Source organism: Streptomyces sp. NPDC059247 (assembly GCF_042754005.1).
Classification (GTDB): domain Bacteria; phylum Actinomycetota; class Actinomycetes; order Streptomycetales; family Streptomycetaceae; genus Streptomyces.
Window position 1 is genome coordinate 178,136 of the sequence record NZ_JBHYZW010000006.1, and the last position, 25,681, is coordinate 203,816.

Here is a 25,681-nt window from a genome sequence, read left to right on the forward strand (position 1 = left end):
GGGTCCCTTCCCCGCCACCCGGGGAAATATATCTTGAAACCAAGATACTCGATATAGAGATACTTGAACTCAAGAGACTTTATGTCAACAGACCCTCTACACTGATCGTCATGGAGGACGAGGTCGACCGACTGGTCGCTGCATGGCGCCGCGAGCGCCCCGACCTCGACGTGGAACCGCTCGAGGTGCTCAGCCGCGTCTCACGGCTCGCCCGGCACCTCGACCGCGCCCGTCGGCTCGCCTTCTCCGAGCACCAGCTGGAGCCCTGGGAGTTCGACGTCCTCACCTCCCTGCGCCGGGCCGGAGCGCCGTACCAGCTCTCCCCCGGCCAGCTCCTCACCCAGACCCTGGTCACCTCCGGCACCATGACCAACCGCATCGACCGGCTCACCAAGAAGGGCCTCGTCGAGCGGCTGCCCGACCCCAGCGACCGGCGCGGCGTCCTCGTCCGGCTCACCCCCGAGGGACGCGACCGGGCCGACGAGGCCCTCGCCGGACTCCTCGCCCAGGAGCGCGCCATCCTCGCCCAGCTCTCCCGCGCCCAGCGCGGCGAACTGGCCGCGCTGCTACGCCGGCTGACCGCCCCGTTCGACAACCTCCCCGGCTAGCTCCGGCAGCGGCGCGGGACCCACCCCGGCCCGCCGGGCCAGCGCCACCGCCGCCAGCGTCGAGTGCACGCCCAGCTTCCCCAGCACGTTCTGCATATGGGTACGGACCGTGTGCGGGGACAGGAAGAGCCGCTCGGCGACCGCCTTGCGGCCCAGCCCCGCGACCATGCAGCACAGCACCTCCCGCTCGCGCGGGGTCAGCGCCTCCACCAGGCGCTCGCCGTCCGTCCGGTGCTTGCGGACCTCCGTCAGCTCCCGCAGGACCCCGGTGAGCAGCGCGGGCGGCAGATGCGTCTCGTCCCGCAGCACCCCCCGCACCACCGCCAGGAGCCGCTGGAGCGAGCAGTCCTTCGCCACCCAGCCGGAGGCCCCCGCCTGGAGCGCGAGCGCCGCCCGGTGCGGGTCGTCCTTCTCCGCGAGGACGACCGTACGGACCGCGGGCTGCACCCCGCGCACCCCCGCCACCAGCGAGATCCCGTCGACGGCGCCCTCCGGGTCGTCCGGCACCGCGCGGGCCACCGAGCCCGGCGGGCCCGCGCCCAGCTCGGCGTCCACCAGCAGCACGTCGAACCTGCGCCCCTCCGCCGCGCCGCGCTCCAGACAGCGCATGGCGGCCGGGCTGCTTCCCGCGGCGGCGACGTCCACATCGGGCTCCGCCGCCAGCGCGGCGGCGAGCGACTCGGCGAAGACGCGGTGGTCGTCCACCACCAGGACACGGATGCGTGCCACGGACACCCCCAAGTGTCGAGGAACGGGACCGACGCGGGCACGGCGCCGGAGGCGGGTCCGCCGATGCGCGTCCGCCGCCGTGCGTTGACTGCTACCCCCGCTTCCGGCGCCGTACCCGAACGGGTCTCGACCCCTAGACGGCACCGGCCCCCACCGGCGCCGTCCCTCAGGTTAGGGGCGGGGCGGCACGGCGGGGGCCGATTCGCGGAACTGTCCGAACTCGTGCGGACCCGTGCGGATCTCAGAGCCGGCGCGCCCCCGCCGAGGGCACGGCCGGGAAGATCCCGGGGGCCGCGTACCCGGCCCCGGCGAAGGCGCCGGTGACGGCGGCGGCGACCGCGTCCGCCCGGTCGGCGTCCACCAGGACGAGGGCCGAGCCGCCGAAGCCGCCGCCGGTCATCCGGGCGCCGAGCGCCCCGGCGGCGACCGCCGTGCCGACGACGAGGTCGAGCTCGGGGCAGGAGACCCGCAGATCGTCCCGGAGGGAGGCGTGGCCCTCGGTGAGGACCGGGCCGACCGCCCGGACGTCCCCGGCGCCGAGCAGCGCGATCGTCCGCTCCACCCGCGCGTTGTCGGTGACGACGTGCCGTACGTACCGCTGGACCGTCCCGTCGGTCAGCCGCGCGAGGGCCTCGGGCAGATGCGCGGCACTCACGTCACGCAGGGCGCGGGCGCCGAGCGCCCGCGCACCGGCCTCACAACCGGCGCGCCGCTCCGCGTACGCGCCGTCCCCGAGCGTGTGCTTCACCCGGGTGTCCACGACCAGCAGCCGCAGCCCCTCGCGGGCCGGGTCGAAGGGGATCTGGCGGTACGACAGGTCCCGGGTGTCCAGATGGAGCGCGTGGCCCTCCACCGCGCAGGCGGCGGCCATCTGGTCCATCACCCCGCAGGGCACGCCGACGAAGGCGTTCTCGGCGCGCTGGGCCAGCCGGGCCAGCGCGGGCCGGGACAGTCCGAGCCCGAACAGCTCGTCCAGGGCGAGCGCGACGGCGACCTCCAGGGCCGCCGAGGACGACAGGCCCGCCCCGGTCGGCACGGTCGAGGTGAGGTGCACGTCGGCGCCCGTCACCGGGTGCCCGGCCTCCCGCAGCGCCCAGACGACCCCCGCCGGGTAGGCCGCCCAGCCGCCGCCGGACAGCGGTGCGAGGGAGTCGACGGACAGCTGGACGATCCCGCCGTCGACGTCGGCGGAGTGCAGCCGCAGCACCCCGTCGTCCCGGCGGGAGACGGCGGCGACGGTGGTGTGCGGCAGGGCGAGCGGCAGCACGAAGCCGTCGTTGAAGTCGGTGTACTCACCGATCAGGTTGACCCGCCCGGGGGCGGCCCAGACGCCGTCGGGCGCGGCCCCGTAGAGCGCCTCGAACGCGGCGGCGGCGGTCACGCCCGCTCCTCTTCCCTGGCGCGGGCGAAGGCCCAGGCGTCGGCGACGATCCCGGCCAGATCGGGGCGGGACGGCGTCCAGCCGAGCCGCTCGCGGGCCGTGCCGGTGGCGGCGACGAGGACGGCGGGGTCCCCGGGGCGGCGCGGCGCGGTGGTCTCGGGGACCGGGTGCCCGGTGACCTTCCGGACGGTCTCGACGACCTCGCGGACGGAGAAGCCGTTGCCGTTGCCGAGGTTGCAGACCAGGTGCTCGCCCGCCGTCATGGCGTCGAGCGCGCGGAGGTGGGCCTCCGCGAGGTCGGCGACATGGATGTAGTCGCGGACGCAGGTGCCGTCCGGGGTGGGGTGGTCGTCGCCGTGCACCGCGATCGCCTCGCGGCGGCCGAGGGCGACCTGGAGGACCAGCGGGATCAGGTGCGACTCGGGCTCGTGGCGCTCGCCGAGTCCGCCGTACGCCCCCGCCACGTTGAAGTAGCGCAGCGAGACGGCGGCCAGACCGTGGGCGGCGCACTCGCCGCCGATCATGTGGTCCACGGCCAGCTTGGACGCCCCGTAGGGGTTGGTGGGGGCGGTCGGCGCGGTCTCGGGGACCGGCACCACGGCCGGTTCGCCGTAGGTCGCGGCGGTCGAGGAGAACACCAGTCGGCGCACCCCCGCGGTCCGCATGGCGGCCAGCAGGGCCATGGCGCCGCCGACGTTGTTCTCCCAGTACTTCTCGGGCCTCGCCACGGACTCGCCGACCTGGGAGGAGGCGGCGAAGTGCAGGACGGCGTCGTAGGAGCCGTCGAGCAGGCGCGCCACGTCCTGGACGCGGCCCTCGACGAACTCGGCGCCCGCCGGGACGCCCTCGCGGAAGCCGGTGGAGAGGTCGTCCAGGACGGTGACCCGGTGGCCCCGCTCCAGGAGGTGGGCGGCGACGATCCCGCCCACGTATCCAGCCCCGCCCGTCACCAGGTACTTCTTCGTCTCGCTGCTCATCTGTCGGTCGCCACTTCCCTGAGTCGTCGGGCCGCTTCCTCCGGCCGTACGTCGTTCATGAACGCGCCCATGCCGGATTCGGTGCCCGCGAGGAACTTGAGCTTCCCCGGGGCCCGCCGGACGGTGAACAGCTCCAGGTGCAGCCCGAAGTCCTCCCGCCGGGCGTCCGTGAACGGCGCCTGGTGCCAGGCGGCGATGTAGGGCGTCGGCGGCTCCCCCGGGCCGAAGATCCGGTCGAAGCGCCTCAAGAGTTCCAGGTAGACCTGTGCGCACTCTGTGCGGGCGGGCCCGTCGAGCGCGAGGAGGTCGGGGACCCGGCGGCGGGGGTACAGGTGCACCTCGTACGGCCAGTGGGCGGCGTACGGCACGAAGGCGGTCCAGTGCTCGGTCTCCAGGACGATCCGCTCGGCGTCGGCGCGTTCGCGGGCGAGGACGTCGTCGAAGAGGTTCCGGCCGGTCTCCGCCCGGTGTTCGTCGATCCGGCGGCGGATCGCGGCCGTCCGGGGGGTCACGTAGGGGAAGCCGTAGATCTGGCCGTGCGCGTGGGGCAGGGTGACGCCGATCTCCCGGCCCCGGTTCTCGAAGCAGTAGACCTGCTCGACGCCGGGGAGGGCGGCGAGCGCGGCGGTGCGGTCGGTCCAGGCGTCGAGGACGAGGGCGGCGCGCTCCTCGGTGAGGTCGGCGAAGGAGAGCGTGTGGTCGTCGGTGAAGCAGACGACCTCGCAGCGCCCGGCGCCGCCGGAGAGCGAGGGGAAGCGGTTCTCGAAGACCACCACCTCGTAGTCCTCGTCCGGGATCTCGCTCTCGTGCCCCGCGCGGGCGGGGCAGAGCGGGCAGGCGTCGGCCGGGGGGTGGTGGGTGCGGGACTGCCGGTGCGAGGCGACGGCGACCGGGTCACCGGTGAGGACGTCGACGCGGATCTCGGAGCGGGAGACGACGGGACTGAGGGGGCGCGGGTCGACGGCGGTGCGGACGGTGTCGTCGCCCGCGTCGTAGTAGATGAGTTCGCGCCCGTCGGCGAGCGTGGTGACGGTCTTCTTCACGGGTGCCCTCCCGGGCAGATCAAACAGAACCACACACAAGGAACCACATTCAAACATCATCGTCAACGGTGCCCGCCGGGCGGCGGGGGATCATGACCAGCGACCGGGCGGGGCAGGTCGGTCGGACCCGTCGGACCGGGCGGGCGCGTCGGACCGGACGGGCGCGTCGGACCGGACGGAGGGCCCGGACCCCGCCGGACCGGGCGGGTGGGTCCCGCCGGACCCGAAGCGGACCTGGGCGGACCCGGGGCGGATCGAGCCGGGGCTGGGCGGGGCGGGATACGAGGTCCCGGGCCTGGTCTGCGGTATCCGAACGCCCCGGGGAGTACGACGGACCGGACTGGCCCGGCCGCCTCCAGGGCAGGCCCGGGAGCACGAGGAACCGGCCGGGCCGCGCCGGAGCAGACCCCAAAAGAGCAGCACGGCCGGGCCTGGGGCAGCCAGGAAACACGATGACCCGGCAGCACGACGGCCCGGCCCAGCCCGGCCACCCCCGGAACAGGCCCCGCAGCCCGAGACCCCGGACCGACCGGGCCGGGACCGGCCGGGCACACAACGACCCCCGGGAACACGACGGCCCGGCCCAGACCAGCCCCCCGAAGCAGACCCCCAGCCCGAGGCCCCTGACCGACCAGGCCCGGACCAGACCCGCACCCGCCCAGGAGCCCGAGGGCCCGGCCCCCGGTCACGGGTCACGGGTCACGGGTCACGGGTCACGGGTCACGGGTCACCGGTCCCCCTACGACGGCACCGGATCAGGTTCGTCCGCGGGGGCCCGGCAGTGCGCGGTCGAGGAGGCCCGTGCGGGCCGCCAGGGCCGCCGCTTCGAGGCGCGAGCCCACTCCCAGTTTCATCAGGACCCGCTGCACATGCGTCCGTGCCGTGCTCGGCGCGATCCCCATGCCCGCCGCGATCACCCGGGTGTCCTCCCCCTCCGCGACCCGGACCAGGACCTCCACCTCACGCCGCGTCAGCAGCCGCAGCAGCCGCTGCCCCTCGTCGTCCGGCTGCACCGAGGGGTGCAGCAGCTCCGCGAAGGCGGACCTGAGCAGTTGCGGCGCCACCGCCGACTCCCCCGCCCGCGCCTTCATCAGGGCCCGCTCGACGCCCTCGATGCGCTCGTCGTGCCGTACGTACCCCGACGCCCCGGCCGCGAACGCCGCCGCGATCCCGCGCGGCGACGGCACGGGACCGAGCACCACCACCGCCACCTGCGGGCGCTCCCGCTTGATCCGGACGACCGGGTCGAAGACCCCCGGCGCGGCCGGTTCGGCCGTACCCAGGAGGCAGACCTCCGGCGCACGGCTCACCACCAGCTCCGCCGCGCCCGCCACCGGCGCCGCCGCCGCGAGCACCCGGTGCCCGCGCAGCTTCAGCGCCGAGGCCAGCGCCTCCGCGAGCAGGCGGTGGTCGTCCACCACCACGAGGCGTACGCCCATCCGGTCTTCCCCCAGTCCCTCCGCGCCAGCCGTCCCCCGGCAACGCCTGACCCGGCAAGGTACACGCTCCCCCGCCGCCCCTCGCCCCAACCCCGGGCACGCACCCCCTCCAGGCGCCGAATTCCCCCCGTCCCGGTGACGGACCGGGCGCCCCGGGGACGCGCGCGGGCCCCTCCGATGGTCCGGAGGGGCCCGCGTCGGTGGGTCTCGGCGTCAGGGCGTGACGGCGAAGGAGACCACCAGGTACTTCTTCTCGGTGGCGCCCTCCCTGGGCTTGCTCACCAGGTCGTCCGCGAGGAACAGGCGCCCGTTCGCGTACAGCATCTCCGAGCCGCTGAGGCTGACGCTGTTCTCCATCTCCCGGACCGGCCGCTCGCCCGGGTTCTCCAGGAGCAGGGTCTCCTTCATCGTGCCCGCGTCGATCGACACGATCCGGCCGCCCTTGTCGTAGGGCGGTTCCTTGTACGCGATGAGGGCGCCGCCGTCCATGCGCAGCGGGACGTAGGTGTACTTGTCGCCCGCGTCCGCCTTCTCCGGCAGGGTCCGGCCGGTGCTCAGATCGAAGGCGATGATCTCGTTGGTCTCGTCGCCGTACTCGCCGCTGGAGCCCTCGTGCTCCTCGGTCGGCACGTACAGCCGCCCGTCGCCCACCAGGATGCGCTGGCATGACTCGACCTTGGTCGAGCGGCAGCGGCCCGCGTACTGGTCGGCCGGGGCAGTGATCTTCGTCTTCAGCTTGCCGGTCTTCTCGTCGATCGAGAAGAAGTCCGAGATGCCGCTGCCGTCACCGGCGGTGTCGCCGACGTCCGCCGCGACCACCAGCGGCTTGGTGGAGACCACCGAGGAGTACTTCACGCCGGTCGGCATCTTGTACTGGGAGAGGGGGGCGCCCGTCATCGGGTCGAGGTTCTGGATCGTCACGTACTGGCTGTCGTACGCGCCGCACCGGCGGACCGCGACCAGGCCCTCGCCGCCGCCGTACCCCAGGTCGCTGCAGTTGTCGTTGTTGGGCTGCGGCTTCCAGCGCGGGTTGCCGTTGGCGATGTCGAAGGCGGCTCCGCCGTCGATGCCTCCGGCCGCGACCGTCCGCCCGCTGAGCGTGACCTCGCCGAAGCGGAGCTTCGCGTCCCCGGCGGTGCCGCCGGTGACCGAGGTCGACCAGAGCAGCCTGCCGGTGTCCAGGTCGACCACGCCGACCTCGGTGCACGCCTCGTAGTAGCGCGGCGCGGTCCGCTTCTTCGCCTCGAAGAGGATCGCCGTCGTGTTCTGTGCGGTCCGGTGCCGGGACGCGCCGCAGACCTGACCGGTCAGCGGGAGCGTCCACCGGACCGAGCCCTTGGCCGGGTCGTAGCCGACGAGCGAGTTGAACCCGGTCTTCACGTACGTCTTGTCGGTGAGCCAGGAACCGGACATGTCGGTGACGTCCGGGACCTTGGGGACCTCGACCGAGAAGGCCAGCTTCGAGCGGGTGTTCGCGGGCGGCTTCTCCTTGCCCTCGCCGCCGGGACCGTTGCCGCCGCCCTTCCCGCCGTCGGTGCCCCGCGAGGTTCCGGCCGAGTCCTCGGCCCGCTGGCCCTTGCCGCCGCCACCGTCGGAGTTGGCGTACCAGATGCCCCCGCCGACGATGAGGACGACGGCGACGGCCGCCGCGACGACGATCTGGAGCTGCGCCGAGAGCTTCCGCCGACCGCCGCCCGGCGCCGGGGCGGGGGGCTGGCCGTACGCCTGCTGGGGCTGGGTCGGATAGCCGTACGACGGCTGCGGCGGCTGCCCGTACGGGGGCTGGGCCGGCGGCTGGCCGTACGCGGGCTGGGCCGGCTGCCCGTAGGGGGGCGGCTGCTGGCCGTACGGGGCCTGGGGCGGCTGCCCGTACGCGGGCTGGCCGTACGGGCCCTGGCCCTGGCCCGGCTGCGGTTGCGCCGGGTAGCCGTGACCGGTGTCCGGCTGACGCGGGTATCCGTAGCCGGGTTCGGGCTGCTGGGGCGGGTAGCCGTACGGCTGGTCCGGGCCCGGCGCGTGCTGCGGATAGCCGTAGCCGGGCTCCTGCGGCGGGGGCGTCGGGGCGCCGAAGCCACCCTGCGGGTCCGGCGGCTGGTCCGGGGGCTGGTTCGGCGGCGGGGGTGGCTGCGTCATCGGTCCTCGTACCTCACTTGCTGAACGCCATCATCGTCTTGACCAGCTTCTCTTCCGTGTCGTTCGAGGCGGAGACCCGTCCGCTGGCCACGACGAAGGTGCCGTCGCCGTAGGCGTAGCCCGGACTGTAGAAGGTGGTCTCGATCTCGGAGGCCGACTCCGGGTGCTTGAGCAGCATCTTCGGCGCGCCGCCGGTCGGGGCGAGGGTGGCGACCCCGCCGCCCCGCTGGAACCCGGCCTTCACGTACAGCAGGACCTCGGAGCCCTCCATGCCCAGCGGGATGACCGCCTGCTCGCTGGGGGACTTGGCGCGCCACTTGGACTTGCCGGTGTCCAGGTCGAAGGCGACGACCTCGTTCCCGGTGCGGTAGCCGCTCTCGGTGGCCATGTAGAAGGTGTTCGCGTCGGCCGCGACTCCGGTGCAGCCGTCCAGGTTGCGGCCGAAGACGACGAAGCCGCCGCCGCACGAGGGGGCGAACTTGTCCTTGCCGCCCTGGATCTGCGAGCGCAGCGAGCCGTCGGGGGCGAGCGCGAAGACCGTCCACTTCTTCTGCTCGCGCTGGGTGGCGGAGACCACCAGCGGGTCGACCGAGTAGATCTTGTCGACCTCCCAGTCGGGCTGGAGCCTGAAGGTGAACTTCGGCTTGCCGGTGGCCGGGTCGACCGGGCCGACCGCCTGGATCTTCTTGCCGCCGCTGCCGGAGGAGCAGTCCATGGCGGAGACCAGCCTGCTGCCGCCCGCGTAGGCGAAGGGCTTGCAGCCGGTCGTGGGGGCGGTGAACAGCTGCCGTCCGTCGGCGAGCGAGAAGCCGTAGGCGCTGCTGGTGCCCGCGACGGTCAGCGTGCCGCCGCTGATGGCCAGGGTGTTGTCGGAGAACGCGAAGAGGCCCTTGGGCTTCGGCACGTCCTTCTTCCAGCCCGCCTTGCCGGTCTTCAGGTCGATCTGCTGGAGGGCGGTGCACTTGGCGCCGTCCTTGGCGCTCTCCGCGTGGGCGAAGACCATCAGTCCGTCCGCCGACGGCTTCGCGGGGGCGGCGCACAGCTTGAACGGCAGGTCGACGTGCCACTTCACGGAGCCGTCGGCCAGGCTGTAGCCGTCGACGCCCTTGTACATGGCCTTGACGACGGTGTCGCCCACGATCCACGGGCCGAACACGTCGGAGCCGTTGCGGGGCAGGTCCACGTCGTTCTTGAGCAGCCAGGCGACCTTGGCCTCGCCGTCCTTGCGGCCCGCGTTGAGGTCCTCCTCGCCGTTGGACCCGTCGCCCGAGCCGTCGCCCTTGTCCACGGACTCCGAGGGCTTCGGCGCGGCGGAGGACGAGGTGGAGGCGGGCGGTGCGGCGACCGGTTCCTTGTCGTCACCGCTGCCGACGACGGCCCAGGTGGCGACGGCGGCCACCAGGACGGCTCCGGCGGCCACGGCGGCGACGACACCGGTCCGGCCCTTCAGGGGCCCGCCGCCACCGGTGGGCGGCGGGGTCGGGGCGCCCGGGTACATCGGCTGGGTGGGCTGCCCCCCGTAGGGGTTCTGCTGCTGCCCGTAGGGGTTCTGGGGCTGCCCGTAGGGGCCCGGCTGCTGCCCGTACGGGCCGGGCGGGCCCTGCTGCGGGTAGCCGTACGGGGGCTGCTGGCCGTAGGGACCCGGCTGCCCCTGCTGCGGATGGCCGTATCCCGGCTGCTGCCCGTAGGGGCCGGGCGCGGTCGGCGGGGTCCCCGGCGGACCGGCGGGCGGCGGCGGAGTCCCCGGCGCCCCCGGCGGGACGGGCGGCACGCCCGGCTGCGGGGCCTGCCCGTACCCCGGGGCCTGTCCCCGGCCCTGGTCCGGGTCCTGGGGGGCTCCGAAGCCCGGCGGCTGATTGCTGGGCGGCTGGGTCATCTACGGTTCCCCCTAGGCGTGAGCGACGTGTCTTTCTACCACTCACGCGATGGCGCAAAAGCGACCGGTCCGCCCCTTGTACCCAAGGGAGGACCGGCCTGTGATGCCCTCGTTATGCGTCCTCGGCCAGTTCGAGCCAGCGCATCTCCAGCTCGTCGCGCTCGCCCACGAGTTCGCGGAGTTCCGCGTCGAGCTTCGCCACCAGCGCGAAGTCGGTGGCGTTCTCCGCGATCCTGGCGTGCAGCTTCTTCTCCTTGTCGGAGACCTTGCCGAGCTGCCGCTCGACCTTCTGCAGCTCCTTCTTCGCGGCGCGGGTGTCGGCGGCGGAGACCCCCGGCTTCGGCTGCGCGGGCGCGGCGGCGGACGCCGGGGCGGCGTTCTCCGTCATCGTCCGGCGCCGCTCCAGGTACTCGTCGATGCCGCGCGGCAGCATCCGCAGGGCCCGGTCGCCGAGCAGCGCGAACGTCCGGTCGGTGGTGCGCTCCAGGAAGAACCGGTCGTGGGAGATGACGACCATGGAGCCCGGCCAGCCGTCGAGGAGGTCCTCCAGCTGGGTCAGGGTCTCGATGTCGAGGTCGTTGGTGGGCTCGTCGAGGAAGAGGACGTTCGGCTCGTCCATGAGGAGCCTCAGCAGCTGGAGGCGGCGGCGCTCACCGCCGGACAGGTCGCCGACCGGCGTCCACTGCTTCTCCTTGCCGAAGCCGAACTGCTCGCACAGCTGCCCGGCCGTCATCTCACGGCCCTTGCCGAGGTCGACGCGGTCGCGGATCTGCTGGACGGCCTCCAGGACCCGCAGGCTGCCGGGGAGTTCGGTGACGTCCTGGGAGAGGTACGCGAGCCGGACGGTCTTGCCGACCGTGACGGTGCCCGCCGGGGGCTGGATCTCGCCCTGGCTGACGGCGGCGTCGGTGAGCACCCGCAGGAGGGAGGTCTTGCCCGCGCCGTTGACGCCGACGAGCCCGATGCGGTCACCGGGGCCGAGCTGCCAGGTGAGGTGCTGGAGGAGGGTCTTGGGACCGGCGGTGACGGTCACGTCCTCCATGTCGAAGACGGTCTTGCCGAGCCGGGCGTTGGCGAACTTCATCAGCTCGGAGGTGTCGCGCGGCGGCGGCACGTCGGCGATCAGCTCGTTGGCCGCCTCGATGCGGTAGCGCGGCTTGGAGGTGCGGGCGGGGGCGCCGCGCCGCAGCCAGGCCAGCTCCTTGCGCATCAGGTTCTGCCGCTTGGACTCCTCCGTGGCGGCGATCCGCTCCCGCTCGGCCCGCGCGAAGACGTAGTCGCTGTAGCCGCCCTCGTACTCGTGCACCGCGCCGCGCTGCACGTCCCACATGCGGGTGCAGACCTGGTCGAGGAACCAGCGGTCGTGGGTGACGCAGACGAGCGCGGACCGGCGCTCCTGGAGGTGCTTGGCCAGCCAGGCGATGCCCTCGACGTCGAGGTGGTTGGTGGGCTCGTCCAGGACGAGGAGGTCCTGGTCGTCGATGAGGAGCTTGGCGAGGGCGATGCGGCGGCGCTCGCCGCCGGACAGCGGGCCGATGACGGTGTCCAGGCCGTTCTCGAAGCCGGGCAGTCCGAGCCCGCCGAACAGACCGGTGAGCACGTCGCGGATCTTGGCGCTGCCCGCCCACTCGTGGTCGGCCATCACCCCGATGACCTCGTGCCGGATGGTGGCCTCGGGGTCGAGCGAGTCGTGCTGGGTGAGGACGCCCAGGCGCAGCCCGCCGCTGTGGGTGACCCGGCCGGTGTCGGCCTCCTCCAGCCTGGCGAGCATCCGGATGAGGGTGGTCTTGCCGTCGCCGTTGCGGCCGACGACCCCGATCCGTTCCCCTTCGGAGACACCGAGCGAGACCCCGTCGAGGAGGGCACGGGTGCCGTAGACCTTGCTGACGGCCTCGACATTGACCAGGTTGACGGCCACGTTGACTCCTGTACGGGATGATCGATCGACATCCCAGGGTACGTCCCCGCGCGGCCCCCGCCGGGCGCCCGCCGTCAGGCCCCCGGACCCCGGGTCCGGCGGGAGCGGGCGCCCCGGCCCGCCCGCTCCACCAGCAGCCGGCCCGCCAGGACCAGGGCGAGGGCCGCCGGGGCGGTCACCGGCACCGCGATCAGGGTGGCCGAGTGGCCGTCCAGGAGGCCCCCGAAGCCGGTCACGGAGAGCCCCAGGACGCCCAGCAGGGCCAGGACGGTCCCGAGGGCGGCGGCCGGTCCGCCCCCGGTGGCCGACGGGCCCGGCGCCGCCGGGGCCTCGAAGCGGCGGAAGACGGCCACGAGCCCGGCGGTCAGCAGGCCCGCCGCCGCGAACCGGAGCGGCACCTGCGCCCACCAGGCGCCGGTGGCGGGGGCGGGCAGCGCCCGGCCGGAGCCGAACAGCGCCGCGTACACGCCGAGCATCGCCGTCAGGTGCCAGAGGAACGCGGTCATCGCGATCCCGTTGGCGGCGACCACTCCGCGCCACACCCCGGCGCGGGCCACCAGCCGGGTGCCGGGGCCCTTGAGCAGTTCGACCGCGCCGACCAGCCAGAGGCCGTGGCAGAGCAGGGCGAAGGTCGGCGGGGCCATGTTGGAGACCTCCTCGCCGGGCATCCCCACCATGGACAGCGGGTACGGGCCGAGGGCGACCAGACCGGCGGCACCGGCCAGCCCGGCGGCGGCGAGCACGGCGGGGCGGCGGATCATGCCGTCGGCGCGCAGGAAGCCCAGTTGGTGGACCGCCAGCCAGACGAGGGCGAAGTTCAGGAACTCGACGTACGGCAGGTGCGCGGCGAACCGCAGGACGTCGACGGCGAGCGCGCCGCCCGCGAGCGCCGCGAACGCGCCCCAGCCCCAGCGCTCGTGCAGCCGCAGCAGCGGCGGGGTGAGGGCGACCATCGCCAGATAGACCCCGATGAACCACAGGGGCTGGGTGACCAGCCGCAGCGCGACCCCGGTCGGCCCGCCGTCCGCGCCAGTCAGCTGGAGCAGCAGCGCGGCGGCGCCCCACACCCCGGCGAAGACCGTCGTGGGCCGCAGCAGCCGCTGGAGCCTGGCCCGCAGGAAGTCCGCGTACCCGGGCCGCGAGCGGTGGGCGAGGGCGTGCGAGAAGCCGCCGACGAAGAAGAACACCGGCATCACCTGGAACACCCAGGTCACCGCCTGGAGCTCGGGCACGACGGCGAGGAGGTTCCCGACCTGTCCTTCGGCGGTGACCGCCGCCATCAGCCAGTGCCCGAGCACGACGACGCCGAGCGAGGCGACCCGGAGCAGGTCGACGTACCGGTCGCGGCTCGCGGGGGTGGCGGCGGCGAGGTCACGCGCGCGGAGTCGGCTCTTTCCCATGCCGGTACGGTCCCGCGCGCGCCCGGCAGGCCGACAGGGCGCGGATACTCAGCCGGTCGCTGAGTACCGCTGCTCGCGCCACTGGCGCCAGTGGCGCAGGGCGAGCACGGCGTAGTGGACGCAGGCGACGGCGAGGACGACGAGGAACAGCACGTAGCCGACGCCGTCGGCGTAGGGCTCCGTGACGAAGCCGATGCCGATGACGAGGCCGCAGAGCACCAGCACCGCCTCGACGGCGGCCCTCCGCAGCGGCCGGTTCCGCTCCGTCATGTCCCTGCCTCCCCCGTGCCTCTCCGGTGCGCCCCTCGTGGACGCACGGTGCCATGGTGACACAGCGGCGCGGAGCACTACCGGGAAGAACCGGCTGGTGGGACGCCACCCGGGGGGACCCGTCCGGGAGGCCCGGCGGGTCAGCCCGGGCCCGGCGGGTCAGCCAGGGTCCGGCGGGTCAGTCCGTGAGGACGGTCGCGCCCGGCGCCGGGGACGTCGCCGTCCGGGCCGTGCGGCAGGTGCCCGAGGCGATCAGGGCGGCGGCGACCGCGGCGGCGGCCTCCGCGTCCTTCACCAGGAACGCCGTCGTCGGGCCCGAGCCGGAGACCAGGGCCGCGAGGGCGCCCGCCGCCGTGCCCGCCGCCAGGGTCTCCGCGAGGGACGGGCGCAGCGAGAGCGCCGCCGTCTGGAGGTCGTTGGCGAGGTGCTCCGCGAGGGCCGTGGTGTCACCGGTGCGCAGGGCGTCCAGGAGCACCGCCGGGGCGGCCGGGACGGGCACCTCGACGCCCTCGGTGAGCCGGTCGAACTCGCCGTACACCGCCGGGGTCGACAGACCGCCGTCGGCGAGGGCGAACACCCAGTGGAAGGTGCCGCCGACCGGCAGCTCCCCCAGCCGCTCGCCGCGACCGGTGCCGAGCGCGGCCCCGCCGACCAGGCTGAAGGGGACGTCGCTGCCGAGTTCGGCGCAGATCTCCAGGAGCGTCTCGCGCGGGGTGTCCAGGCCCCACAGCGCGTCGCAGGCGAGCAGGGCGCCCGCGCCGTCCGCGCTGCCGCCCGCCATGCCGCCCGCGACCGGGATGTCCTTGGCGATGTGCAGGTGCACGTCGGGGGAGATGCCGTGCCGGGCCGCGAGGAGTTCGGCGGCGCGGGCGGCGAGGTTGCTGCGGTCCAGCGGCACCTTGTCGGCGTCCGGGCCCGAGCAGGTGACCGTGAGTTCCGCGGCGGGGGTGGCGGTGACCTCGTCGTGGAGGGAGACCGCGAGGAAGACGTTGGCCAGGTCGTGGAAGCCGTCGGGGCGGGCCGCGCCGACCGCGAGCCGCACGTTGACCTTGGCGGGGACGCGGACGGTGACGCCCGCCGGGGAGCCGTCCTGCCCGGTCGCCCGGCCGCCGTCGCCCCGGGCCGTCCCCGGCTCCGTAGCACCGCTCATGCCTTGGCCTCCGCGATCCGGGCGAACTCCTCCACGGTGAGCGCCTCGCCGCGGGCCTGCGGCGAGATGCCGGCCTTCACCAGGGCCTCCTCGGCGGCGGCGGGCGAGCCCGCCCAGCCGGAGAGGGCGGCGCGGAGGGTCTTGCGGCGCTGGGCGAAGGCCGCGTCGACGACCGCGAAGACCTCCCGGCGGCTGGCGGTGGTGGCCACCGGCTCGGTGCGGCGGACCAGGGAGACCAGCCCGGAGTCGACGTTCGGCGCGGGCCAGAAGACGTTGCGGCCGATGGAACCGGCGCGCTTGACCTGCGCGTACCAGTTGGCCTTGACCGAGGGCACGCCGTACACCTTGTTCCCGGGGCGGGCGGCGAGCCGGTCGGCGACCTCCGCCTGCACCATGACGAGGGTCCGCTCGATGGTCGGGAACCGCTCCAGCATGTGCAGCAGGACCGGCACGGCCACGTTGTACGGCAGGTTCGCGACGAGCGCGGTGGGCGCGGGGCCCGGCAGCTCCTGAACCTGCATCGCGTCGGAGTGGACGAGCGCGAAGCGGTCGGCGCGCGCGGGCATCCGGGCGGCGATCGTGGCGGGCAGCGCGGCGGCGAGGACGTCGTCGATCTCGACGGCCGTCACCCGGTCCGCGGCCTCCAGGAGGGCCAGGGTGAGGGAGCCGAGACCCGGCCCGACCTCCACGACCACGTCGTCGGGCCGTACCCCGGCCGTGCGGACGATCCGCCGGACGGTGTTGGCGTCGATGACGAAGTTCTGGCCCTTCTGCTTCGTGGGGCGCACGCCGAGGACGGCGGCCAGCTCACGGATGTCGGCGGGGCCGAGGAGGGCGTCGGGGCTTTCGGGGCCGGTCGTGGTGCTCACCGGTACAGCCTACGGCTCACCGGTACAGCCTCCGGCCGCAATGGGGCCAGGGACCCGCCCCGCGCCGCACGTACAGCTTCTTCGCCCGGTACGTCTGCTCGGCGGCGGGCGCGTCCTGCGCGGTGCCGGTGCCGCCGAGCGAGCGCCAGGTGCCGGGGTCGAACTGGTAGAGCCCGCCGTACGTCCCCGAGGGGTCGACCGCGTCCGGGCGTCCGCCGGACTCGCAGGCGGCGAGGGCTTCCCAGTCGAGTCCGTCGGCGCCCGCGACGGAGGTGGGCAGCGGCCGGGTGCCGACCCGGACCAGGCTGCCGACGGGTTCGCGGACGATCTCCTCGCCGGTCCTGCGGGGCTTCTGCCGGACGCCGTCGACGGTCCGCAGGCTGTACGTGACCCGGCGGACCCCGGTGACGCCCTGCCGTTCGACGACCTCGGTCCCGGCGAACAGCTCCGGGTCGCGGGTCCGCTCGACGGCGTACGGCACGGTCTCCTCGCGGACCTGCTGGGAGCCGGTGATCCGCAGCACGTTCACGGTCTGGCCGTCGCGCGGGAAGGAGCCGGGGGCGACCGAGGTGGCGTCCTGCCCGGAGAGGGTGATCCCCGCCTCGGCGAGCGCCTCGCCGACGGTGGCGGCGTTCGTCCGGACGGTCCGCTCCCGTCCGTCGGCGAGGAAGGTGACGCTCCGCTCGGTCCGCACGTCGAGCGCGAGTCCCCGCCGGGAGATCGCGGCGCCCCGGGAGACCGAGAGGTGGGCGCCCTCCGCGCGGACCCCGAGCTGGCGCAGCGCGCCCTCGACGGTGCGGGCGGTGGTCCACACCTGGCGGCGCTGTCCGTCGAGGGTGAGGGAGACCGGTCTGCCGTAGCGGACGACGATCTCGTCGCCGCCCTCCAGGGTCTGGCCGGGGGCGGGCGCGACGATGTCGTGGTCGCCGACGGTGAGGCCCTCCTCCGCGAGGAGTTCCCCGACGTCGTCGGCGAAGGTGTGGAAGGCGCGCGGGGCGCCGTCCACGGAGAGCAGGACGGCCTTGTCGTCGGCGACGAAGGCGCTGGTGCCCCCGGCGAGGACGGCGACGACGAGGGCCTGCGGGACGAGTCGGCGCAGGCTTCCCCCGGCGGACCCGGCGGCCTTCCGGCGGCGGGCGACCCGCCGTGCGCCGGTCCGGGGGGCGGGGACGGCGAGCGGTGCCGTGGAGGTCGGCTGTTCGTGGACCGGCGGGGGCGCGGCAGCCCGCCGTCCGGCGCGGTGACTGCCCTGGGAAGTGCTCACGAGGCCGGGACCCTAGGGCCCCGGACCGACACCTTCCGTCACGACGCGGACACTTCCCGTAATCGTTATGGATCGGTAGTGATCCGTGGCCGTGGACCGGGGGCGGTCCGTAGGCGTGGATCAGCGGTGACCCGTGACTGTGGACCGGGGGTGACCCGTGGCCGTGGACCGGCTGTGATCAGTGGCCATGGAGCGGTGGCGGTCCGTGGTCTTAGACCGGCTGTGACCAGCGGTGATCAGCGGCGGTCCACGGTCATGGGCCGGTGGTGGTGGTCAGTAGTCGAAGGCGCGGGCCGTGTTCGCGGCGACGGCTCCGGCCATCTCCTCCTCGCCGATCCCCCGCACCTCCGCCATCGCCCGGAGCGTCACGGGGATCAGGTACGGGGCGTTCGGGCGGCCCCGGTAGGGCGCCGGGGTGAGGAAGGGCGCGTCGGTCTCGACCAGGACGAGCTCCAGCGGGGCCACCGCGAGCGCGTCCCGCAGGTGCTGGGCGTTCTTGAAGGTGACGTTGCCCGCGAAGGACATGTAGTAGCCCTTGGCCGCGCAGATCTCGGCCATGGCCGCGTCACCGGAGTAGCAGTGGAAGACGGTCCGCTCGGGCGCGCCCTCCTCGTCCAGGACCCGCAGCACATCGGCGTGGGCGTCCCGGTCGTGGATGACGAGCGCCTTCCCGTGCCGCTTGGCGATCTCGATGTGGGCCCGGAAGGAACGCTCCTGCGCGGCGACGCCCCCGGGGCCCGTACGGAAGAAGTCGAGGCCGGTCTCGCCGACCCCCCGTACGTACGGGAGGGCGGCGAGCCGGTCGATCTCGGTGAGCGCCTCGTCGAGGGCCGCCTCGCCGCCGCCCTCCCTGACGCCCTGCCTCGACAGGCCCTCGGGGTCCCCCAGGACGATCCTCGGCGCCTCGTTCGGGTGCAGGGCGACCGCCGCGTGCACCCGCTCGTGGGCGGCGGCGGTCTCCGCCGCCCACCGGGAGCCCTTCACGTCGCACCCCACCTGCACCACCGTGGTCACGCCGACGGCGGCGGCCTTGACGAGGGCCTCCTCGACGGTGCCGGACTGCAGGTCCAGATGGGTGTGCGAGTCCGCGACCTCCACCAGGAGGGGTTCGGGAAGCGGCGGCGGGGCGTCCTTGGCACTCATGCCCCCGATCGTACGAGGCTCGGGCGCGGCCCCGCGCGGGGTTACTGGTGGCGGCGGAACGGGTGCAGGAGGTCCGAGAGGTGCCAGTGGTGCGGCACCGGGGGGTCGCCCTCGGTCAGTTCCTGTCCGATGGGCCCGGCGGGCCCCACCGGCCGGGTCTCCTTGGACCCGCGCCGGTGCTTCTCCGTCGCGGCGATCAGGTCGAGCACCGACGACACCTGTCCGGCACGCATGATGCGGACGACATGGCCCCCGCAGTTCATGCAGGTGGGGCTGGACAGCGGGGACGGGACCCGCTCCCCCTCCGCCTTGTAGACGACGAACGCGTGGCCGGACGCGTCCACGTGGTGCTCTATGTCGTACGCCTGCTCCCAGCCGTATCCGCATCGCATACAGGCGAAGGCGTACGCCTCGTGAGCGACGGATATGCCGGTACCAGTGATCTCACTCATGCCAGCTCCTCTCCACTGATCAGTGGACGCCTTTTCCGGCCGGAGCGCATCAGCGTGAAGCGAACCATGGAAGGCTTTTGGCCCTTCCCTTGCCAAGTGCCCCGCGGAGTGAGCCGGTGCGGCTTTCCCCTTTGCTTTTCAGGTTAGTCCTTTACCTTTTCCGGGGGCCGGAGCAGCCGCGTTCTTTGCCGCCACCACGGCATCGAAGACCTCGCGCTTGGGCAGCCCCGCCTCGGCCGCGACCGCCGCGATGGCCTCCTTGCGCCGCTCGCCCGCGTCCTCGCGGACCTGCACCCTGCGCACCAGTTCCTCCGCGTCGAGCTCCGCGGGGCCGGTCTCCGGGGCGCCCTCCACGACGACGGTGATCTCTCCCCGTACGCCCTCCGCGGCCCAGGCGGCGAGTTCGGCCAGCGGGCCCCGCTTGACCTCCTCGTAGGTCTTGGTCAGCTCGCGGCAGACGGCGGCCCGCCGGTCGGCGCCGAAGACCTCGGCCATCGCGGCGAGCGTGTCGTCGAGCCGGTGCGGGGCCTCGAAGTAGACGAGGGTCCGCCGCTCGTCGGCGACCTCCCGCAGCCGTCCGAGCCGCTCGCCCGCCTTCCTCGGCAGGAAGCCCTCGAAGCAGAAGCGGTCCACGGGCAGGCCCGAGAGGGCCAGCGCGGTGAGCACCGCGGACGGCCCGGGGACGGCCGTCACCTTGATGTCCTGCTCGACGGCGGCGGCCACCAGGCGGTAGCCGGGGTCGGACACGGACGGCATCCCCGCGTCGGTCACGAGCAGCACCCGGGCGCCGCCGACCAGCGCCTCGACCAGCTCCGGCGTCCGGGCGGACTCGTTCCCCTCGAAGTAGGAGACGACCCGGCCCGAGGTGTGGATGCCCAGGGCGCGCGTCAGTCCGCGCAGCCTCCGGGTGTCCTCGGCGGCCACGATGTCCGCGTTCTCCAGTTCGGTGGCGAGTCGGGGCGGAGCGTCCGCGATGTCACCGATGGGGGTCCCTGCGAGTACCAGCGTTCCTGTCACACGGACCATCCTCCCAGCCCGGACGGGCGACGCGCACAGGCGCGTTCCCTACGATGGCGCGGTGACCAGTACCGCACCCGAGGCCCTGGAGGGCCGGCACTCCGTGGCAGAGCCCTCTTCATGGCAGCGGCGGCTGCGGCGTTTCGGCTACGAGCCGCCCGCCGGACGCGCCGCACCCATCGGGCTGCGGGAGCGGCTCGTCCCCCCGTACACCCGCCCCTCCCCGAACCTCACGGCGCTGCTCGGGCTCTCGCCCGAGCGGGCCGAGCGTCTCTGGCGGTGGGCCGCCTGGGGCGGTCCGCTGCTGGTCACGGCCGTCGCCGGGGTGCTGAGGTTCTGGAACCTCGGCAAGCCGCACGCGGTGATATTCGACGAGACGTACTACGCCAAGGACTCCTGGGCCCTGATCAACCAGGGGTACGAGGGGGCGTGGCCGAAGGACATCGACAAGACGATCCTCAGTGATCCGGGCGCGGTGCTGATCCCCACCGACCCGGGCTATGTCGTCCACCCGCCGATGGGCAAGTGGATGATCGGCCTCGGCGAGAAGATGTTCGGCTTCGAGCCGTTCGGCTGGCGCTTCATGGTGGCGCTGCTCGGCACCCTGTCGGTGCTGCTGCTGTGCCGGATCGGCCGCCGGATGTTCCGTTCGACGTTCCTGGGCTGTCTGGCGGGGCTGCTGCTCGCCGTCGACGGGCTGCACTTCGTGATGAGCCGCACCGCGCTCCTCGACCAGGTGCTGATGTTCTTCGTGCTCGCCTCCTTCGGCTGTCTGGTCCTGGACCGCGACTGGGCCAGGCGACGGCTTGCGGGGGCGCTGCCCGAGGACGAGGAGGGGGTGCTGCGGCCCGACGCGGAGATCGCGGAGACCCTGCGCCTGGGGTGGCGCCCGTGGCGGATCGCCGCCGGGGTGATGCTGGGCCTGGCCGCCGCCACCAAGTGGAACGGGCTGTACGTCATGGTGGCGTTCGGCCTGATGACGGTGTTGTGGGACGTCGGCGGGCGCCGGACGGCCGGGGCGGTCCGCCCGTACCTCGCGGTGCTCAGGAAGGACGTCGTCCCGGCGTTCGTGTCGGTGGTGCCGGTGGCGCTCGCCACCTATCTGGTGACCTGGACCGGCTGGCTGGTCAGCGACAAGGGCTATTTCCGGCACTGGGCGGCCGACCAGGACAAGCTGTACGGCGGCGGTACCTGGGGCTGGCTGCCGGAGTGGCTGCGCAGCCTGTGGCACTACGAGTCCGAGGTGTACACCTTCCACGTGGGGCTCACCTCGCCCCACACGTACCAGTCGAACCCCTGGTCCTGGATCGTCCTGGGCCGCCCCGTCTCGTACTTCTACGAGTCCCCCGCGCCCGGCACCAACGGCTGCCCGGCGGACGCCCGGGAGAAGTGCGCGCAGGAGGTCCTGGCCCTCGGCACCCCGCTCCTGTGGTGGGCCGCCTGCTTCGCGATCCTGTACGTGCTGTGGCGCTGGGCCTTCCGCCGGGACTGGCGCGCGGGGGCCGTCGCCTGCGGGATCGCGGCGGGCTGGGTCCCGTGGTTCCTCTACCAGGAACGCACCATCTTCCTTTTCTACGCGGTGGTGTTCGTACCTTTCCTGTGCCTGGCGGTGGCGATGATGCTGGGCGCGATCATCGGCCCCGCGGGTTCATCGGAAAGACGCCGCACATTCGGTGCGGTGGCCGCCGGATGTCTTGTGCTCCTCATCCTCTGGAATTTCATTTATTTCTGGCCGATCTACACCGGAACGCCGATTCCGCTGGACCAATGGCGTCATCGGATGTGGCTCGACACCTGGGTGTGACGGACGCCCCGGCGGATGCCCCGACGGACGTGCCGGACGTCGTGAAGGACGCCGTACCGGGCGTCGTTCCGGGCGTCGTTCCGGGCGTCGTGAGAACGTCCCGGCGGACGTGACGGAAGCCGCCCGGCGCTGCTCGACTTTTCCTCCCCTTGACTGATTGACTCATGGGCCGAACGGGGAGGGGAGGCGCAGCCATGCGCAGCGGAGTCAAGGTGGCGGTCGTCGGGGGCGTCTTCGTCGTCGTCGCGGGCGGGGTCGGATACGGGGGCTGGAACCTCTGGAGCGGGGTCACGGGCGGGGACAGGACGGTCGGCGTCCGGGCCGGTGACACGGCGGGGACCGGGCCCGTCAGCGCCGAGGAGACCACCGCCACCGCCCGGGAGTTCCTGACCGCGTGGGCGGCGGGCGAGTCCGAGCGGGCCGCGCAGCTGACCGACGACCCGGTCACGGCGGGCCCGGCGCTCCTCTCGTACGAGGAGGGCGCCAAGGTCGCCCGGTCGGTGATCACCCCGGGGACCCCGACGGGGACGAAGGTGCCGTTCACCGTACGGGCCACGGTCACCTACGACGGCGTCAGCAAGGACCTGTCGTACGCCTCCGAGCTGACCGTGGTGCGCGGCAGGACCACCGGACGGCCGCTGGTGAAGTGGGCGCCGACCGTGCTCCACCCCCGGTTCACCGCCGGTGCCGCCCTGCGCACGGGCACCGCGAAGACCGCCTCCGTGAAGGCCGTCGACCGTGCGGGCGTCGAGCTGACCGCGGCGAAGTACCCCTCGCTCGGGCCCGTCCTGGACGCGCTGCGCCAGCGGTACGGCTCGAAGGTGGACGGCACCAACGGGGTCGAGACCTGGATCGACTCGGGCAGCGAGACCGTCCCCGACACCACCCTCCTCGTCCTGAGGAAGGGGAAGCCGGGCGTCCTGAGGACCACCATCGACGCGGGCACGCAGGCGGCGGCGGAGAAGGCGGTCAAGGGGTACGCGCAGGCGGCGGTGGCCGCGGTCGAACCGTCGACCGGCGCGATACGGGCGGTCGCCAACAACCCCTCCGGTGGCTTCAACACGGCCTTCGAGGGGGCGCAGGCCCCCGGCTCCACGATGAAGATCGTCACGGCGGCGATGATGCTGCAGCACGGTCTGGCGACGCCCGGCGGCACGGTGGAGTGTCCGGCGACCGCGACGTGGGACGGCTACACCTTCGAGAACCTCGACCGCTTCGAGATCGACGGCGGGACCCTCACCGACGCCTTCCGCCGCTCCTGCAACACCACCTTCATCAAGGCGATCGTCCCCCTCAACAAGAAGGGGATCGCGGGCACCGCGCTCGGCGACACCGCCCGCGATTCCTTCGGCATAGGGCTCGACTGGCAGGTGGGCGTACGGACCTCGGACGGCAGCGTCCCCGCGTCGGAGTCGACCGAGACGGCCGCCTCGTACATCGGCCAGGGCAAGATCACGATGAGTGCCCTGAACGTCGCCTCGCTCTCCGCGACCGTGAAGAACGGCGGCTTCCGCCAGCCGTACCTGGTGGCGCGGGAGGTCGACGACCGGCCGTTCGCCACCGCCGACCGGCTCTCCCCCGAGGTCTCCTCGGGGCTCCGCCGAATGATGAACGCGGCGGCGACGAACGGCACGGCGGCGGAGGCGATGGCCGGGGTCCCCTCCCCCAAGGGCGCGAAGACCGGTTCGGCGGAGGTCGGCGACCAGGCCACCTCGAACAGCTGGTTCACCGGCTACTCGGGGGACCTCGCGGCGGCGGCGGTCGTCCAGTCGGGCGGCCACGGCGGCGACTCGGCGGGCAAGGTGGTCGCGAGGGTGCTGAAGGCGGGGTGAGCCGCCGGACGCGATGACCCCGCGTGTGGGGAGCGGGTGACGGGGCGGGTGACGGAGCGGGTGACGGGAGCGGGTGACGGGAGCGGTCCCGCCCCCCGCCGCCCCGCCTCAGCGGAGGTCCCGACGGTGGTCGTCGTCGGTCACCACCGGGGCGGCGGGCACGATCACGCGGCGGCGGCGCAGGACGCTGGCGTAGACGACCGTTCCGATGAAGCCGACGACCATCAGGATCAGCCCCACCAGATCGAGGTTCACCCCGTCGAGCTCCCAGTCGGTGGCGAAGGTGAGGATGGCTCCGACGGCGATCAGGATGATGCAGGCTCCGAGGCCCATGGTGTTCCCTCCCTGGTGTCGGTTCGGACCCCACCCGGGTACCCCGGTCCCGGGCGTTCACCCCCGGCGCGGCCGGAACGCCTCCCAACGAACCCTCGGGGCTGGCCCCTTGGGGCGGGGCCGAGGGGCGGAAGTCGGTCGCGTGTCCCGTACACCGACCGCTACGGTGCGGGCCATGAGCGCTGAGAGCACCGGGCCCCCCGAGAGCCCCGGGCACGCCCCCGAGTCCCCCGCCCACCCCCGGTTCGCCGCCGCCCTGCGGGAGCTGGGCCTCGACGTCGAGGTCCGCCGCTTCCCGGACGCGACCAGGACCGCGCGGCAGGCCGCCGACGCGATCGGCTGCCGGGTCGAGGAGATCGCCAAGTCGCTGGTCTTCGCGGCCGACGGGGTGCCCGTCCTCGTCCTGATGGACGGCGCCTCGCGGGTGGACGTGGAGCGGGTGCGCCAGGAGTTGGGCGCGCGGGAGGTGACCCGCGCCGACGCGAAGGCGGTCCGGGAGACCACGGGGTACGCGATCGGGGGCGTCCCGCCGTTCGGCCACCTCGTACGGACCAGGGTGCTCGCCGACCGGGGGCTGCTCGACCACGACCTGGTGTGGGCGGCGGCGGGTACCCCGCACACGGTCTTCGCCCTGGACCCGGAGTCCCTGGTCGCCCACGCGGGCGCCGTGCTGGTGGACGTGCGCGAGACCCCGGCGTGACCCCGCTCGTCACCCTCGCGGTCCTCACCGCGGCGATCACCCACGCGAGCTGGAACGCGATCGCCCACCACATCAAGGACCAACTGCTCTCGTTCACCCTGATATCCGGGGGCGGCGCGCTGATCGGCCTGGTCCTGGCCCTGTTCGTGCCGCTGCCCGAGGCGGGGGCGTGGCCGTACCTGGCGGTGTCCGCGCTGCTGCACATCGGCTACATGGCGCTGCTGATGCGGTCGTTCAGCCTGGGCGACTTCGGGCAGATGTACCCGATCGCGCGGGGGACGGCGCCGCTGGTGGTGACCGCGCTCGCGGCCCTCTTCCTCCACGAGGTCCCGGACGGACGGCAGTTGCTCGGCGTCGCGGTGGCGTGCGCGGGCCTGACGGGCCTGGCGCTGTGGGGCGTCCGGGGCGGGGACGGCGGCCCGCGGTGGCCCGCGCTGCTCGCGGCGGGCGCGACGGGCCTGTCGATCGCGCTGTACACGGTCGTGGACGGCGTCGGCGTCCGCGCCTCGGGCACCCCGCTCGGCTACATCGCGTGGCTGATGATCCTGGAGGGCCTGGCGATCCCGGCGTACGCCCTGTGGACCCGCCGGGCGGCCCTGCTCCCCCAGCTCCGCCCGTACGCGGCCCGTGGCCTCCTGGGCGCGGCCCTCTCGGTCGCCGCGTACGGCCTGGTCCTGTGGGCCCAGACGAAGGCCCCCCTGGCCCCCGTAGCGGCCCTCCGCGAATCCTCGATCATCGTCGGCGCGGCCCTGGGCACCCTCCTCTTCAAGGAGCGCTTCGGCGCGGCGCGCCTGGCGGCGGCGACGGTGATGGCGGTGGGGATAGGGCTGATGCTGACGGCGGGGTGACGGGCCCGGGCGCCACCCCCTACGGAACCCGGCTGCCACCGGCCCGGTCACGCGTCGCGCCAGCGTCGCGTGCCGTCCACCGGCAACTCGGCCCAGACCGACTTGCCGGGACCGTTCCTCTCGCTGGTGCCCCACGCCGCAGACAGGGCTTCGATCAGGGGCAGCCCCCTCCCCCCTTCCGCGCTGTCTGCCTGAAGGGCCGTCAAGGGCTTCTTCTCCGAAGCGTCGTGCACTTCGACACGCAGAACTCCACCAGCGCGCAGGAAGCGGGTTTCGATCTCGCGACCGCGCACCCCGGCATGACGCACCGCATTCGTCAGGAGCTCCGTCAGCACCAGGCAAGCCGTGTCCTCGACCTGGCTCCATCCCCATTGCTCGAGCACGCATCTCAGTTCCCGCCTCGCCAGAGGCACGCTCCTGGGGCTTCGTGGCCAGCGCAGTACGACCTCGCCTCCCTCACGCATCCCGGAAGGCAGGGCATTCGCAACTTGGTCA

At 73.7% G+C, this 25,681-nt stretch carries 23 protein-coding genes; 5 read left to right on the top strand and 18 right to left on the bottom strand.

Annotated elements, in window-relative coordinates:
- Window positions 1–110 precede the first annotated feature (110 nt).
- Complete coding sequence (locus tag ACFXGN_RS14355) at window positions 111–608, top strand: MarR family transcriptional regulator (protein WP_366443269.1); 498 nt, start codon at window positions 111–113, stop codon at window positions 606–608.
- Here ACFXGN_RS14355 and ACFXGN_RS14360 read toward each other — a convergent pair.
- From ACFXGN_RS14360 to rsmI, 16 genes are all read right to left on the bottom strand, one after another.
- Window positions 567–1,337 (bottom strand): LuxR C-terminal-related transcriptional regulator, encoded by a 771-nt coding sequence (locus ACFXGN_RS14360; RefSeq protein WP_384858102.1) that lies wholly within the window; start codon window positions 1,335–1,337, stop codon window positions 567–569. The genes ACFXGN_RS14355 and ACFXGN_RS14360 overlap by 42 nt on opposite strands.
- A 241-nt stretch (window positions 1,338–1,578) precedes the next feature.
- The gene (gene galK / locus ACFXGN_RS14365; RefSeq protein ID WP_384858104.1) at window positions 1,579–2,718 is read right to left on the bottom strand and encodes a galactokinase; all 1,140 of its coding nucleotides are present in this window, start codon (window positions 2,716–2,718) and stop codon (window positions 1,579–1,581) included.
- Window positions 2,715–3,695 (bottom strand): UDP-glucose 4-epimerase GalE, encoded by a 981-nt coding sequence (gene galE / locus ACFXGN_RS14370; protein WP_384858107.1) that lies wholly within the window; start codon window positions 3,693–3,695, stop codon window positions 2,715–2,717. Before galE ends, galK begins: the two co-directional genes overlap by 4 nt.
- Entirely contained in the window at window positions 3,692–4,738 is a 1,047-nt protein-coding gene (gene galT, locus ACFXGN_RS14375; protein ID WP_384858110.1) for a galactose-1-phosphate uridylyltransferase, read from the bottom strand. Before galT ends, galE begins: the two co-directional genes overlap by 4 nt.
- A 755-nt stretch (window positions 4,739–5,493) precedes the next feature.
- A complete protein-coding gene (locus tag ACFXGN_RS14380) occupies window positions 5,494–6,177 on the bottom strand; it encodes a LuxR C-terminal-related transcriptional regulator (protein WP_384858112.1) in 684 nt (227 codons plus the stop codon).
- A gap of 213 nt (window positions 6,178–6,390) precedes the next feature.
- On the bottom strand, window positions 6,391–8,310 hold the full coding sequence (locus ACFXGN_RS14385) for a PQQ-binding-like beta-propeller repeat protein (RefSeq protein WP_384858115.1): 1,920 nt from the start codon (window positions 8,308–8,310) through the stop codon (window positions 6,391–6,393).
- 13 nt (window positions 8,311–8,323) lie between these two features.
- A complete protein-coding gene (locus ACFXGN_RS14390; protein WP_384858117.1) occupies window positions 8,324–10,186 on the bottom strand; it encodes a PQQ-binding-like beta-propeller repeat protein in 1,863 nt (620 codons plus the stop codon).
- Window positions 10,187–10,298: 112 nt separating this feature from the next.
- Entirely contained in the window at window positions 10,299–12,104 is a 1,806-nt protein-coding gene (locus ACFXGN_RS14395; RefSeq protein WP_384858120.1) for an ABC-F family ATP-binding cassette domain-containing protein, read from the bottom strand.
- A 74-nt stretch (window positions 12,105–12,178) separates the two neighbouring features.
- Complete coding sequence (locus ACFXGN_RS14400) at window positions 12,179–13,504, bottom strand: acyltransferase (protein ID WP_384858122.1); 1,326 nt, start codon at window positions 13,502–13,504, stop codon at window positions 12,179–12,181.
- Window positions 13,505–13,552: 48 nt separating this feature from the next.
- Window positions 13,553–13,774, bottom strand: coding sequence for a hypothetical protein (locus tag ACFXGN_RS14405; protein WP_384858125.1), 222 nt, complete (start codon window positions 13,772–13,774; stop codon window positions 13,553–13,555).
- Between the two features lie 178 nt (window positions 13,775–13,952).
- Window positions 13,953–14,924, bottom strand: coding sequence for a 4-(cytidine 5'-diphospho)-2-C-methyl-D-erythritol kinase (locus ACFXGN_RS14410; protein WP_384858127.1), 972 nt, complete (start codon window positions 14,922–14,924; stop codon window positions 13,953–13,955).
- Window positions 14,921–15,793 (bottom strand): 16S rRNA (adenine(1518)-N(6)/adenine(1519)-N(6))-dimethyltransferase RsmA, encoded by an 873-nt coding sequence (gene rsmA / locus ACFXGN_RS14415; RefSeq protein WP_384858130.1) that lies wholly within the window; start codon window positions 15,791–15,793, stop codon window positions 14,921–14,923. Before rsmA ends, ACFXGN_RS14410 begins: the two co-directional genes overlap by 4 nt.
- Window positions 15,794–15,809: 16 nt before the next feature.
- Complete coding sequence (locus ACFXGN_RS14420; protein WP_384858133.1) at window positions 15,810–17,057, bottom strand: ubiquitin-like domain-containing protein; 1,248 nt, start codon at window positions 17,055–17,057, stop codon at window positions 15,810–15,812.
- A gap of 273 nt (window positions 17,058–17,330) precedes the next feature.
- Window positions 17,331–18,200, bottom strand: a complete 870-nt coding sequence (locus tag ACFXGN_RS14425) for a TatD family hydrolase (protein ID WP_384858135.1) — start codon at window positions 18,198–18,200, stop codon at window positions 17,331–17,333.
- A gap of 41 nt (window positions 18,201–18,241) precedes the next feature.
- On the bottom strand, window positions 18,242–18,652 hold the full coding sequence (locus ACFXGN_RS14430; protein ID WP_384858138.1) for a hypothetical protein: 411 nt from the start codon (window positions 18,650–18,652) through the stop codon (window positions 18,242–18,244).
- A gap of 138 nt (window positions 18,653–18,790) precedes the next feature.
- Window positions 18,791–19,678: a 16S rRNA (cytidine(1402)-2'-O)-methyltransferase gene (rsmI, locus tag ACFXGN_RS14435; protein ID WP_384858141.1), complete on the bottom strand. Its 888-nt coding sequence runs from the start codon at window positions 19,676–19,678 to the stop codon at window positions 18,791–18,793.
- A gap of 52 nt (window positions 19,679–19,730) precedes the next feature.
- Between rsmI and ACFXGN_RS14440 the strand changes: the two genes are divergently transcribed.
- Together ACFXGN_RS14440 and ACFXGN_RS14445 are read left to right on the top strand one after the other, a co-directional pair.
- Window positions 19,731–21,473 (top strand): dolichyl-phosphate-mannose--protein mannosyltransferase, encoded by a 1,743-nt coding sequence (locus ACFXGN_RS14440; protein ID WP_384858144.1) that lies wholly within the window; start codon window positions 19,731–19,733, stop codon window positions 21,471–21,473.
- Window positions 21,474–21,667: 194 nt separating this feature from the next.
- Window positions 21,668–23,305 (top strand): penicillin-binding transpeptidase domain-containing protein, encoded by a 1,638-nt coding sequence (locus ACFXGN_RS14445; protein ID WP_384858147.1) that lies wholly within the window; start codon window positions 21,668–21,670, stop codon window positions 23,303–23,305.
- 108 nt (window positions 23,306–23,413) lie between these two features.
- On the opposite strand, the gene ACFXGN_RS14450 is transcribed toward ACFXGN_RS14445, so the two are convergent.
- Window positions 23,414–23,638: a DUF6458 family protein gene (locus ACFXGN_RS14450; protein ID WP_384858150.1), complete on the bottom strand. Its 225-nt coding sequence runs from the start codon at window positions 23,636–23,638 to the stop codon at window positions 23,414–23,416.
- Window positions 23,639–23,813: 175 nt separating this feature from the next.
- On the opposite strand from ACFXGN_RS14450, the gene ACFXGN_RS14455 reads away from it, so the two are divergent.
- Both ACFXGN_RS14455 and ACFXGN_RS14460 read left to right on the top strand, forming a co-directional pair.
- Window positions 23,814–24,338: a YbaK/EbsC family protein gene (locus ACFXGN_RS14455; RefSeq protein ID WP_384858153.1), complete on the top strand. Its 525-nt coding sequence runs from the start codon at window positions 23,814–23,816 to the stop codon at window positions 24,336–24,338.
- Window positions 24,335–25,186, top strand: coding sequence for an EamA family transporter (locus ACFXGN_RS14460; RefSeq protein ID WP_384858155.1), 852 nt, complete (start codon window positions 24,335–24,337; stop codon window positions 25,184–25,186). Before ACFXGN_RS14455 ends, ACFXGN_RS14460 begins: the two co-directional genes overlap by 4 nt.
- A gap of 47 nt (window positions 25,187–25,233) precedes the next feature.
- Here the strand turns inward: ACFXGN_RS14460 and ACFXGN_RS14465 are convergent, their stop codons facing one another.
- Entirely contained in the window at window positions 25,234–25,650 is a 417-nt protein-coding gene (locus ACFXGN_RS14465; RefSeq protein ID WP_384858547.1) for an ATP-binding protein, read from the bottom strand.
- Window positions 25,651–25,681 lie beyond the last annotated feature (31 nt).